Source organism: Streptococcus danieliae (genome assembly GCF_013415245.1).
GTDB lineage: Bacteria > Bacillota > Bacilli > Lactobacillales > Streptococcaceae > Streptococcus > Streptococcus danieliae_A.
This window is the reverse complement of sequence record NZ_JACBXX010000058.1, coordinates 1-12,621: the sequence shown is the minus strand read 5'-3', so window position 1 is coordinate 12,621 and position 12,621 is coordinate 1. Positions and strand designations below refer to the sequence as shown.

Here is a 12,621-nt window from a genome sequence, read left to right as displayed (position 1 = left end):
GATGCGTCTATGATAAGTAGCGTAGTCTTTATTTCTAAGAGCTAATCTCAATTCAGTTTCTTGTTGTTTATCTAATTTCAATTTCATACAATCTATTATAATTCAAAATTCGATTTTTATTTAGTATTACAACTACAATCATCACTTTAGAAATCAGCCAAAATCAGATTTTCCTTCTTTTAAATACAAAGCCTAAGAAACCAACTAATCCCAAACCAAACATTGAAAAGTAATGGTCCTTCGCTTCACCTGTTTTAGGAAGTTTAGGAATATTAGTTTCCTCTGATTTTGAGTCTACTGATAATTTCGGATTTTTACGAACTTCAGTAATGAGCTCCACATCACTTCGTTTTTCGATACCTCTCGGCACCTTCACCTCGACTCTGTCTTGCTGCTGTTCAACATCGAATTTAGGACTAACATTCATATTCGAAGGCAAAGAAGTTATTTTTTCAAGAATTGGATAGAGAACCACATTATCTGACAACCGACTAAGAGAGGTATAAAGACGACCATCTTCCGATTTCCAATTTACCAATCGATATCCATCTAGCTGAAGATCAGGGTAATGAATTAGATCACCAAATCTAAAATTTCTTTCTTCTATTAACTGATTCAATTGATTTTTAAAGACTACTTTGTATTCCGATTTAGAAAATCTTTCAAAATCTTCCTTAGTATAAAGGTAACCTGCTCGTAAAGCATTGACATAGGTATAAAGACGTTCAATTTCCTTTTTAGAAGCCGATGGTTGCTTACCGCCTCCTGCTGAGTCAATCACCAAGTCATAGCATCTGCATAGACTTTTAATACCGTTACAGCTCGAGGTAAATGTAAAATCGTTCCAATCGCTAAAATTTTCCGAGCCCCAACTGCTTCAAACGCTTTAATCATTCCAATAGCATTTCCAGGAGTATCTCTGGCAATATCATCTAGAATAAATCTTTTTTCATCAATCCCCTGAGACTTAAGCCATTTTGCCATCACATCCGCTTCAGCATATTCATAGCGAACGGGCCCACCACTTAAAACAATTGGAATATCTGGATAGCGTTCTGCCATCTCTTTTGTCTTCTCTAGTCGACTTAAAAGAGCTGGGGATGGGGTTCCATCGCTATTCGGAGACTGCCCAAAAACAGCAATAGCATCCGGAACCATCTCAGTCAATTGATTAGAACCATAGTTAATCTTAGTAGCATTATAAGCATCTGCATCACGGAGAACCTTCAATACAGAATCATAGGCATCTCTAGAAACATGTTTAAGAACAGCTAAGCGATTTTTAACCTGTTCCTTTTCACCCGTTACCTTCGCAGCTAGAACGGATAATGATAACGCATGGACATCACTCGGATCTCTTCGTAAAACCTTATCTATCTGCGAAAAAGCCTCTCGATACTTCTTATTCACTAAATAAATCTCAGCCTGCAAACGATAGGTGTCTAGATGTTCTGGATTTTCCTGCACTTTTTTATCCAATGAAGAATATAATTCATTCCAATCCCAACGTCTAAACCTCAATACATCATCTTTTAGAAAAGGATCTTCAATATAAGAGTTCCCATAGTCAGAGATTAAAGGTACCAGTGGTTCACCACGACCATTTTCCTTCGCCTCAGGCATTGGTAAATCTTCATAAAAGTCATAGCCTAAACCACTCTTAATTTCTACTTTCTCAGAAGTTAAATGGGTATAGAGATTATCAGGCACCCCCATGTCTGATGGCGGATTCTCTTTTGTTGCCATAGCTACTTCCAGTGGCTCTTCTGTCACTTTTTGTTCCACTTCTAGAACACCTACTTCAGAGGATGACTCTAACATCCCATTAGGATCAACAACCGTAGCCTCTGGAATAGGATTCTGTACTTCTTGAGACACAGCAGCCACTGGTTCAATCCCACTGGCACTAACTGAAAGTTCTTGAATAGAGTATTCGTCTGCTTTTGCAGGATTACCCGTCATCAGTAAGGCTAAAGCAGTTGCTGCAGATAAACCTAAATAAGAACGTCTTATTTTTTTATTCATAGTTTCTCCTCCCTTAACTTAATAAATCGCGATACGTTACATTTTCTTTCAATAAAATATCCGATGCCTCTACCATACTATTTAGTACATTCAACAACATTTTTAATTTTTGAAAGTTATCCCGAACATCAACAGCTACAGATATAATATACTGACTCATATGATCTCTATAGACACAAATCTTTTCTTTTTCTGAATCCAAGTGAATCAAAAAGCGTATTTTCACCTCTCCCTTTTCAACATCAATCACATCGCCGTCTGAGTGCCCAAACATTTCTGTTTGACTGATAGAGATCGGAGGTAAAACCCTATCATAAGAATAAGCATCAAAAAAGATTTTTTTGAAAGAATCATCATAGTCAAATTCAGCAACATCATCTGAAACAAAATACTTGGGTTCCCAAGGTATACTCAACTGCTCTCCAATTCCTGAACAAATGTAATAATCATACTGTTTTTCTTTCAAAAAGTTTAACTCGTACAAAGTTTTCGTTTCAATTTTGTCGATAAAATCATCAAAATAATGCTTCAGATTGAATTTCAACTGCTGTGTGGATAATCTACCATCAATAGCAATAATCGCTAGATTTAGCCGTCTCACATCTAGAACAATACGATTTAATACTCCTAGAAAAGTTGTAAACAGAAGATCCAACTCCCTATTAGAAAATTCATACCCAAATTGAGAATAAAATTTTTTGGATAAGGCTTGAATATAAAATCTAAGAACTGGATTTGAATTAGAACTACTAAAATCTCTATACCTGATATCAATGCTATCGGATACTCCCAAAAACATCTTCAGACTAATCGGAATCATAATTTTAAAAGAGTCTTTAAAACAAGTATAATCTTCAAAAAAATCAACTCGAAGATACCGAGACAGTTCCTTCATCAAAAAATTCCTACCTTCCCTCGCCAAGGGAATCAAAGCATTATAATTTTCTGTACTACAATCTGCAAATCGATAAAGGTCTGTACTAATAACTGCAATATAGGATAATAAAATAATCTCCTCTTGGCTGAAATCAAATCCACTCAACACATTTGAAAGCTTATTTAAAATTTCAACGACTAGTCGATACTCATCTGTAAGTTCTACTTCAAATGGAATATCTGGTAGATCAAACGGCTCCTTAGATAGATTATTTCGTAAATAAATCAGATACAGAATGAATCTCTCCAAATTTAAATCCGAAAACACAATTCGTGATTTCGTAATCGATACCAAAACAATTTTTCGAATCTTCTCGCGATCTTCTACTGAACACTCAAACAATTCGTCATACCTCGAGATACCTGAGTAAGTCTGAAAATACATATCAAAATAGCGGTAGACTCGAACAGTTAGCATCAATTTCTTAAATCGTGGACCTACGATAGCCATTCCATGCTTTGGACGAGTCACCAACTTCAACTGATAGCGTTCAAGCATCTTCTTGACCTCTCTCAGTTCCTCCGTTAGAGAATGAGTGGTTAAGAGTTCACGTTGAAAATCCTCAATTCGTAGTTCCTGCAGGCTCGTTAGTAAACGCCTCAAAATATAAAGAACATGTGCATCTCTACTATTTTCGATTTTTGATGTTGGAAATATTTGGAAAATTTCCTTAATGTGCTGTTCCAGCTGGGAATTATGGATAACTAGCTTAAATCCATGTGCCCGTTTGGCAACAATGTCGCCAATATCTGCTAAAGCTATTTTCAACTCTGCTAAGTCTGACTTAATTGTGCGAGAAGATACAGATAGCTTAGCTGCGATAGATTCACTAGTCACATACCCTTCTGAACGAAAAAGAAGGAGAAAAAGTGTTTTTAGCCGTGGTTTTCTATCTAAAAATTGTAGTTTTTCTGACAATTCTTTTCTCACACTCATTCTCCTCCCAATTATTCCAAATATAAATCTCGCAGTCTCTCAATCGTTTCCAAGCTAATATCCAGCTCAGATAACACATAATTCTCTATTGTTCCATATTTATCTTTAATTACAGTGAGAGCAGCTTCGATAAATTCCGACTTTGTATCAATAAAAGAATACAAATGTTCCAAAATATCTGGATCCTGTGTCAATTGTCGATATCCCTCCATTTTAACACGGTTCCTCTCCTCTCTATTTTTTCCCGTAATCAAATAATCATTAATGATATCCTCTGTAGAAACTCCCAGTAACCCCAATACCAAAGCAGAGCCAAATCCGGTTCGATCTTTTCCACCACGACAATGTTGAACAAGGGGACTTCCACCGGAATCTGCAAGAAGCTGAATCATTTTCCCAAACGATTCTCTGGCCTCATCCCCCGTTACAAACATTTGGTACTGAGCAGCAATAACCTCCGAATGATTCACTAACTCTCCCTGCCCTTTTTGTCTCATAATTTCTTGAATCAAAGCAGTATCTTCCTGATCTTTAGAAGAATCAAATTGAGCTGCCAATTCCGCTACATGAGCAGATGGGTCTAAATGATAACTTTGTTTGATAAACTCTAAATCTGGATTAGGGTATTTTGAAATCTCATTTTCACTCCGATAATCAATAACAGTAGAAATCTCCAAATCTTTAATATATTGGATTCCTCGATTCGTAGCATTATGCAAATGATCAGATCGGTAAAGCTTTCCCCACTTAACCCTCTTACCATTCAAACCAAGATAACCGCCCATATCACGAAAATTATTCATTCCTTCAACTGGCAGAGTTCTCTCGGCAACTATATATGACCTACTAGCAGATTCAACTAAAAAATAAGGGCGTGTCTCTATCTCCAACTCTAGCTCAAATTCATTCTGATCTGTCTTCATTAAAAACTGAGTAGGAACCCCATCTGGCTTGTCCAACAAAAAGATAGCCACTTGCTCCGAATTTTGTTCCACTTCTTCCCGTTTAAATTGGAAACAGTGATGTCTGATCTGCTGCACATAATACTCCATCACCATATTCTTACCCCACTACTTTCAAATAGGTCAGGATAATTGATAGAATCATAATCCCTAGAATGAGTAAAGGAGCATGCTTGCCATTCGTTTTTTTCAAAATCTTATAGACAGAAAGGGTTATCAATAAACTGAATAGGCCTGGCATGACCTTATCAAACATTTCTTGAAAAGGAATCACATTGTCTCCAGCTTTAATCTCTGAAATAATATTCACCTTAACAACAGATGCAATCAATCCTCCGATAACCATTAAACCTACGATATTTGCAATATTCGACAAACGCTGAAGAACATTTCCTCCAGCCCCTTCAATCAACTGGATCCCCTTCGAATATCCTAAATGAATCCCGTAGTATTTGGAAGCAACATTGACAACATTATAGAGAAAAAACATCAAGATTGGACCCAAAACACTACCATTTAGAGCCAAAGCAGCACCGATACTTCCACAAATAGGCAACCATGTGAATTTCAAAACACTATCACCGATACCCGCCAAGGGTCCCATTAACCCCGTCTTAATACTTGTAACAGTATCCTTCTGATCTTCATTTGTTGTTTCTTCAATAGCTGCTGTTATACCCAAGATTAGAGCATTTGAATTTACATGACTATTGAAAAACTCGAGATGCCGTTTCATCGCAGCTACTCGTTCCTCTTTGGATTTCCCCTGGTATAGTTTTTCTAAGATTGGAGCAAAACTAGATAAGAAACCAATCGCTTGCATAGACTGAAAATTATTGGTTACATTGAACAGCTGCATTCTCCAAAAAACTCTGTTCAAATCTTGTTTTCCAATTTTATTTTTCATAAATCATAATCCTCCTCACTCTCAGTAACTTCATTCACCATTACTGGTTTTTGTGAAGCCAAATCATAAATTAAGGCAATTGGAAGAGCCAATAGTGTAATCGGAAGAACCGATAACTCCAAGTAAACGGCTAAGGCAAAACCAGCAATTAAGAATACCCACAATTCTCCTTTTTTGATCATCATGAGCATCAATAAACCAATCCCCACGGATGGAATAATCTTACCAGCGATAGCTAAACCAGACATCACCTCTTTAGGAAGAGAAGCCACAACCTGATCAATAACCGCAGCCCCTAGATAAACTGCAATAAATGTTGGAACTGCCCTAATCAGAAAAGCAATCAACATCGGTACATAATTAATTCGAAAAATCTTTGAAAAATCACCTGTCTCGGCAATTTTTTCTGCAATTGGATTTAGATAGACAATACTTGAACGGTATAAGACCAATAATTGTTGGGATAAAAGAGAAGCCGGTACTGCTACAGCCACTGCTGTCGCAACTCCTCCAGAAGCTAAACCTAATGCTGTCCCAATTGCTGTTCCAGAAATAATATCTGGTGCTGAATAGGCGCCAACATTTCCAATTCCCATCCACAAGACCTCTAGGGAAGCTCCGATTAATAAGGCAGTTGGAAGGTCTCCCATAATAACCCCAATAACCGGCGCAATTAATAAAGGTCTTCTAAGCATCTGTGTCCCAATATCATCAATAGCACAGATACCTGTCCAAATCGCGATCAATAAGGCTTGAATCATTTTAGAACCTCCTCCAACAACACACGCTCATCATTGGGAACCATTTGAATGGTCACTTCAAGATTACGTGCCAGCAATTCTTTAAAAGCATCTAATTCACTTTCTGTGACTGCTACCGACTTTGTTAATTTCTCCCGTCCCTCATGGTAACGCATTCCACCAACATTTAATTCTGTAATTGGTACACCTGCTTTTACTGCCAACAAAACATCCTCGCTATTTGTAAATAGCAGCATTGTACGTCTTGTAATTGTCGTTTTCTTTAAAATTTGTCCAAACTTTTCAACAGGAAATACTTTTACAGCTATTCCCGGAGGTGCTGCCATGTTTAATATACTTTTTTGTGTCTGATCTTGAGCAACACGATCATTTAAAACAATAATCTGTTCAACATTATGTAAATTTACCCAAGTTGTCATAACTTGCCCATGAATTAAACGATCATCAATGCGACTAAAGACTATACTCATCTTCTTCTCCTCCCATAACATCTGTTATTGTGCGAATACTAAATCCTTGTGTATAAGCAGTTTCCAAACTCACCATTACAGAATCCAAACTCATCTGCCGATTCATGCAAACATCTAACACTAATGGTAGATTCAAACCTGAAACCAAAATGGTATTTGAATTTTGTAATAGCCGTGATGCCAAGTTGGTTGGTGTCCCTCCTATAATATCTGTCAAAATAATAAGACCATTCGATTTATCAAGAGACTCAACTTTCTCAAGCATCTCTTTTTCCAAAGCATCTACATCATCTACAACATCTATTCCCACAGTTTCATAATTCTCTTGCTGTCCAATAATTAACTCCGCACTCTTCATCGCCGAATGTGCAAAAGTTCCATGAGACATTAACAGTAAAGCTATTGAATTTGTCATTTAACATCCTCTCCATATCCTTAAATTTTGTAGCTACTTCATTTATAAATTCATTATAAACAACAATGTTTTCGCTTTCAATATAAACAATTTCACTTATTAAAGTGAAATTCCTAGACTTTAAAAGTGATTAAGCGGATGGTAAAAAGTAAAAACAAAATCCAAGCGAAACAAAAAGACCCTGCCCAAATCGGACAAAGTCTTCGCAATCTCGATGGTTATAAAATGTGAGCTTTCTATGCCACTCACTCCCCACTTCGCTTTTGAAAATGTTCCCTAGCAAAATCCACACAATCAATCATATTAAAGCAATACACCTTCCCATCATTGATCCTTCCTTGCTTAGGAGGATACTTTTCAAAAAATTGCGATTGGATCTCTAGAAAATCATCATAGAGATCTAAATCGATATTTTTGAACTCACACCAGGTCGCATTCCCATCTTGCAGGATTTTACTACGTTCAACGATCACATCACGATCCACAGAATGCTCGGCTAGATGGAGCGAGGTATTGGTTTCAAAGTCCGTGCCAATCATAACGATTTTAGCCTTGGTATCATATAATTTTGATAAAACTGAGTTTTCTCCAAAGGGAAAATCCAATCCATCTATCTCAACAAGCTCCTCTGCTTGCTTGCCAACAGCTGTAAAAGAATACATGGGATGATCCGAACGAGCAGCCTGGGGCAGACGTCCAATATAGTTGCTAAATTGGCCCATACTTTTAGAAAAGGAGGTTTTCTTGTCATAAGCAGGCATATTTTCCCGGATACTTTCAAACCACTCACTCGGGACAGCTGGATATTGCCAGGAACTAGGATCTGAAATTTCCACAGTTTGAGACGGGACAACAATCGTTCCCTCGGCGCCAATCTGCTCTTGCAAGGCTTTAAAAACCGCCTCAGCACCAGCCACAACATAACCTAAAGAAGATAAGGAAGAATGAACCAGGACAAGGTCCCCTTTCATCAAACCTAGATCCGAAAATAGACTTCGAAAATCAGCTTCCGTTACTGGAGAATAGCCTTTTTCAATTGATTTTGTGAGATAACTATACATCGTATCCCCCTTTTTCGATTTTTAATAGAATTTTTTATCCAAAAATCCTTCTGGCAAATCATGGAAAGACTTGCCATCATGAAAGTTTAAAAATTTGCCTAACAAAAAGGTGTAAGCATCTAGACGGCTTTCATAACGAATCCAAGCCTCACGCGCCGCTTCATCTTTTTCTTCTTCCCAGATTCGGTGGCTTTCAGCCACCGCCATTTCATTGGTTGTAACCTGTAACTTCAACCATTGTTCCATATCTTTTAAAAATTCTTGTTCTCTCATGTTAACTCCTTTTATTTTTTCAGTAATTTCACAACAGCCTCAGTCCTGGCTGTATGGGGAAACATGTCCACAGATTGGATATACTCCACCTGATAGGCCTTGGCTAAGGTTTTTAAGTCACGGGCCAGGGTGGACACATTGCAGGACACATAAACCATCTTCTCTGGCTGATAGGTCAGGATGGTTTGTAAGAGCTTGTCATCCAAGCCGGTCCGAGGGGGGTCAACAATCAAGGCATCTGCTCGATAGCCTTCCGCATACCAGCGAGGGATGATGCTTTCAGCTGTTCCCGCTTCATAATAGGTATTGTTATAGCCCATACGACGGGCATTGCTTTTGGCATCTTCAATTGCTTCGGGGATAATGTCCATTCCCCGTACAGAGGCAACTTTGTTGGCGAAGGCAAAGCCGATGGTCCCGACTCCACAATAGGCATCGATTAAATGATCTGTGGGCTTGACTTCCAAGGCTTTCACTGCCTCTTGGTAGAGGACCTCAGTCTGCTGGGGATTTAGCTGGTAGAAGGCGCGTGGGGACAACTCAAAATCATAGTCCAATACCCCTTCTTGGATATGCTCACTTCCCCAAATAATTTCCGTCTCCGCTCCGTAAATCTCACTGGTTTTCTTAGGCTGAACATTGACCGCAATGGTCCGAATCGCAGGAAACTCCTCAGTTAAGCGCTGTACCAGACGACCCAATTTCAATCTCCGACTCAGGACAAAAATCATATGAACCTGACCCGTTTTACGAGCCCGCCGTACCATAACTGTCCGAACTCCCTGCTCTTTCCGCTCGTCATAGATTGGAATATTCAAGTCATCCAAGAGTTCAGCCGTACGATTGACAATGGCCTGGGTTATTTTGTCTTGAACCAGACAATCCATCACCGGTACCAGACGGTGTGAGTTTTCCGCAAACAAACCTGCTGCCACCTCCCCCTTGACCCGCCGTGTCTGGAACTGCAGTTTCCCTCGATAGTAGGTCGGTTTTTTCATCCCTAGAGTTGGCCGTAATTCGTAGTCTTCATAACCTTCCGGCTTGAATTTCTTCAGGGCCTGTTTCAACACATCCCGCTTAAACTCCAATTGCTTCCGATACTGCAAGTGCATAATCTGACAGCCCCCACAAGTCTCATAGATAGGACAAGCTGGATCAACCCGGAACCGTGAAGCCTTATTCACCTTCAGCAAACGTGCCTCCGCATAATTCGGCTTCACACGACTAATTTGGCAGAAGATATCCTCCCCCTTCAGAGCCCCCGGCACAAAGACCAGCGTCCCCTTGTGGAAACCAATCCCCTCTCCATTTATCCCCATTCGTTTGATTTTCAATGGAATTCTTTGTTTTACTCTCATACCCTTATTTTACAATAAAAAAGGTATAATAGGCCTATGAAAATCACAAAACTCCAAAAGAAAAAACGGCTTTACCTCTTAGAAACGGACCAGGGGCAAGCCTTCTACATCACCGAAGACACCCTGGTTCGCTACCTGCTCTCCCAAGGGAAGGAAGTGACTCCTGAAGAATTAGAAGAAATCCGCGCCTTCGCGCAAATCTCCTACGGCAAAAACCTGGCCCTCTACTACATTTCCTTTCAAAATCGGACTAAAAAAGAGGTTCGAGACTACCTCCTCAAATACCAAATCGCAGAGTCTCAAGTCGCAACCATCCTCCGAGACTTGGAAGCAGACAACTGGATTAACGACCAGCGCTACTGCCAACAGTATCTCGATAGCCAGCTCCGGACAGGGAACAAAGGCCCCTACCGGCTCCAGGAAAAGCTCAAACAAAAAGGAATCGCCCCAGCCATCATTGCCCAAAGCTTGGAGGAACTGGACTTTAGTCCCTTGGCCCTCAAAGAAGCCGAAAAACTCCAACGCAAATACAGCCAACGTCTGAGCCATCGCAACCTCAAAACCAAAATCCAACAAGCCCTCTACCAAAAAGGCTTCAAGGCCGACAGCATTCGCCAGGCTCTGAGCCAACTAAGCTGGGAAAAGGATCCAGACACCGAGGAGGAGCTACTCGCAAAAGAGCTGGACAAGGCCCTCCGCCGTTACCAGCGAAAATACGAAGGCTTCCAACTCAAACGGCGCCTGACCCAGGCCCTGCTCCGCAAGGGCTTTGACTATGACCGGATTAAAAGCCAACTTGACCAGGCCCTGAGAGACCTGGACTAGCCCTTTTCCAAGATCTTGCTCCTCCTTCTACGAGGTTCCCTTCTCCTATTTCATTCTCTTTTGTGATATAATTGGAGAGTAAGTGTATTGTAGAAAGTTGGTAGCATATGAAACTTCCAAAAGAAGGCGACTTTATTACAATTCAAAGTTATAAGCATGATGGGCATCTGCACCGCACTTGGCGCGATACCATGGTACTAAAAACAACTGAGAACGCCCTCATTGGCGTTAATGACCATACACTGGTTACCGAGAGTGATGGTCGTCGTTGGGTGACACGTGAACCAGCCATTGTCTATTTCCACAAAAAGTATTGGTTCAATATTATCGCCATGATTCGCGATAATGGCGTCTCCTACTACTGTAATCTGGCCAGCCCCTATTACCTGGACCAGGAAGCCCTTAAGTACATCGACTACGACTTGGATGTCAAAGTCTTTGCGGATGGGGAAAAACGTCTACTGGATGTAGAAGAGTATGAACGTCATAAGAAGCAAATGAACTATTCTGAGGATATTGACTTTATCCTTAAAGAGAATGTAAAAATTCTAGTGGATTGGATCAACAATGGCCGCGGCCCCTTCTCTCAATCCTATGTAAATATTTGGTACAAACGCTATTTAGAACTCAAAAATCGGTAAAGTTAGCCTTAGAGGTAGTGTGGGTTCCACATGCCTCTTTTACTATGAAAGGAGTCCAGATGCCTTTTTCAAATCCTAATGAACGCTATGCCTCCTTCGGCATTGTCACCAGTCTTCCATCCGAGTTAATCGATTCCTTCTGGTTTGTCATCGACAAAAATCTGACAGGTGTTTTCGACCTGATATCTCCCCTCCATTTCCGGATTCTAAAAAACGCAGAGAATCAGGTTAGTCTGGAATATCGGAGTAACCAGACCCCGTCCTGGATTCAATTTGATTTACCTTATCCCTTTGATTCCAGCTATCCAAGAGAAGTTTATGTTGTCGAACAAAATCGCACGCAAGTGATCCTCCTACCAGATGAATTTACCGGTTAGTCGGGGAGAGCTTCTCCATTTCTATATGAAACTCTTTCCATTTTGAATCCACACGTCGTTAGCTTCGACTTGCCTAACTTGAGTTATGCCTGCGTCTCGCTCCCTAGTGTGGATCCAAACTAGTTTGAGTATTTAATTTTAAATTAGAAGTAATAATCGAGTAGAGGCTAATTTCTAGTCCCTCTCACACCACCGTGCGTGCCGTTCGGCACACGGCGGTTCAACTAACTTTTAACGCATGTCGTTTAAGATAGAAATCTAGACAAGAAACCAGTCCTCTTTTAGTAAGGGCTGGTTTTGATATAGCTCGCTTTAAGACTGACTTTTGTGCCACTAGTTGATAGTGGTTACCCCAGCCAGATACTTTATCGGCTATCCATTTCGGAACACCTAGTTTCAGAAGTCCCCATAGTCGTCTCGATTTTTTCTTCCATTGCTTCCAGATAATGACTCGGATACGAGTTCGTAAACGCTCATCTATTTGCGTCAGTATCGTCTTCATATTACCAAGTGAGAAGTAATTTACCCAACCGCGGATAACCCAATTTAATCGTTCAATCCGTGTCGTTAGGTCAATGCTCCACTTCCTCGTCGTTAGTCGCTTCAGCTTGCGCTTAAAACTCTGTACACTATCTTGATGGGGACGGCATTTCCAGCCTTTCGGAGATTTCCA

The 12,621-nt window shown here is 40.1% G+C and carries 15 protein-coding genes; 3 read left to right on the top strand and 12 right to left on the bottom strand.

All coding sequences use genetic code 11. The features are described 5' to 3' along the window. Nucleotides 1-163: 163 nt before the first annotated feature. From HZY94_RS01635 to rlmD, 11 genes are all read right to left on the bottom strand, one after another. Nucleotides 164-781, bottom strand: a complete 618-nt coding sequence (locus HZY94_RS01635; protein ID WP_179924748.1) for an LPXTG cell wall anchor domain-containing protein — start codon at nucleotides 779-781, stop codon at nucleotides 164-166. After that, nucleotides 778-2,025 (bottom strand): YdcF family protein, encoded by a 1,248-nt coding sequence (locus HZY94_RS01630; RefSeq protein WP_179924747.1) that lies wholly within the window; start codon nucleotides 2,023-2,025, stop codon nucleotides 778-780. Before HZY94_RS01630 ends, HZY94_RS01635 begins: the two co-directional genes overlap by 4 nt. Nucleotides 2,026-2,038: 13 nt before the next feature. Further along, on the bottom strand, nucleotides 2,039-3,892 hold the full coding sequence (locus HZY94_RS01625) for an HTH domain-containing protein (RefSeq protein ID WP_179924746.1): 1,854 nt from the start codon (nucleotides 3,890-3,892) through the stop codon (nucleotides 2,039-2,041). 17 nt (nucleotides 3,893-3,909) lie between these two features. Then, nucleotides 3,910-4,950: a tyrosine-protein phosphatase gene (locus HZY94_RS01620; RefSeq protein WP_228064529.1), complete on the bottom strand. Its 1,041-nt coding sequence runs from the start codon at nucleotides 4,948-4,950 to the stop codon at nucleotides 3,910-3,912. A gap of 10 nt (nucleotides 4,951-4,960) precedes the next feature. Further along, a complete protein-coding gene (locus HZY94_RS01615; RefSeq protein WP_179924744.1) occupies nucleotides 4,961-5,767 on the bottom strand; it encodes a PTS system mannose/fructose/sorbose family transporter subunit IID in 807 nt (268 codons plus the stop codon). Continuing rightward, nucleotides 5,764-6,528 carry a PTS mannose/fructose/sorbose/N-acetylgalactosamine transporter subunit IIC gene (locus tag HZY94_RS01610; protein ID WP_179924743.1) on the bottom strand — a complete coding sequence of 255 codons (765 nt, stop codon included), beginning with the start codon at nucleotides 6,526-6,528 and terminating at the stop codon, nucleotides 5,764-5,766. The genes HZY94_RS01615 and HZY94_RS01610 overlap by 4 nt, the downstream gene beginning before the upstream one ends. Next, on the bottom strand, nucleotides 6,525-6,998 hold the full coding sequence (locus HZY94_RS01605) for a PTS system mannose/fructose/N-acetylgalactosamine-transporter subunit IIB (RefSeq protein ID WP_179924742.1): 474 nt from the start codon (nucleotides 6,996-6,998) through the stop codon (nucleotides 6,525-6,527). Before HZY94_RS01605 ends, HZY94_RS01610 begins: the two co-directional genes overlap by 4 nt. After that, complete coding sequence (locus HZY94_RS01600; RefSeq protein ID WP_179924741.1) at nucleotides 6,982-7,413, bottom strand: PTS sugar transporter subunit IIA; 432 nt, start codon at nucleotides 7,411-7,413, stop codon at nucleotides 6,982-6,984. The genes HZY94_RS01605 and HZY94_RS01600 overlap by 17 nt, the downstream gene beginning before the upstream one ends. A gap of 245 nt (nucleotides 7,414-7,658) precedes the next feature. Beyond that, entirely contained in the window at nucleotides 7,659-8,474 is an 816-nt protein-coding gene (locus HZY94_RS01595) for an aminoglycoside N(3)-acetyltransferase (protein ID WP_179924740.1), read from the bottom strand. A gap of 21 nt (nucleotides 8,475-8,495) precedes the next feature. Next, the gene (locus tag HZY94_RS01590) at nucleotides 8,496-8,747 is read right to left on the bottom strand and encodes a DUF1912 family protein (RefSeq protein WP_160332910.1); all 252 of its coding nucleotides are present in this window, start codon (nucleotides 8,745-8,747) and stop codon (nucleotides 8,496-8,498) included. An 11-nt stretch (nucleotides 8,748-8,758) separates the two neighbouring features. Continuing rightward, nucleotides 8,759-10,105, bottom strand: coding sequence for a 23S rRNA (uracil(1939)-C(5))-methyltransferase RlmD (gene rlmD / locus HZY94_RS01585; RefSeq protein ID WP_179924739.1), 1,347 nt, complete (start codon nucleotides 10,103-10,105; stop codon nucleotides 8,759-8,761). 36 nt (nucleotides 10,106-10,141) lie between these two features. Between rlmD and recX the strand changes: the two genes are divergently transcribed. The 3 genes from recX (at nucleotide 10,142) to HZY94_RS01570 (ending at nucleotide 11,948) form a co-directional block, all read left to right on the top strand. Then, nucleotides 10,142-10,930: a recombination regulator RecX gene (gene recX / locus HZY94_RS01580; protein WP_179924738.1), complete on the top strand. Its 789-nt coding sequence runs from the start codon at nucleotides 10,142-10,144 to the stop codon at nucleotides 10,928-10,930. A gap of 107 nt (nucleotides 10,931-11,037) precedes the next feature. After that, nucleotides 11,038-11,571: a nucleoside tri-diphosphate phosphatase gene (gene ntdP, locus HZY94_RS01575; protein WP_160332906.1), complete on the top strand. Its 534-nt coding sequence runs from the start codon at nucleotides 11,038-11,040 to the stop codon at nucleotides 11,569-11,571. A gap of 59 nt (nucleotides 11,572-11,630) precedes the next feature. After that, the gene (locus HZY94_RS01570) at nucleotides 11,631-11,948 is read left to right on the top strand and encodes a DUF960 family protein (protein ID WP_179924737.1); all 318 of its coding nucleotides are present in this window, start codon (nucleotides 11,631-11,633) and stop codon (nucleotides 11,946-11,948) included. 220 nt (nucleotides 11,949-12,168) lie between these two features. On the opposite strand, the gene HZY94_RS01565 is transcribed toward HZY94_RS01570, so the two are convergent. Continuing rightward, a partial coding sequence (locus HZY94_RS01565) for a group II intron maturase-specific domain-containing protein (protein WP_306538575.1) occupies nucleotides 12,169-12,621 on the bottom strand: 453 nt, incomplete at its 5' end.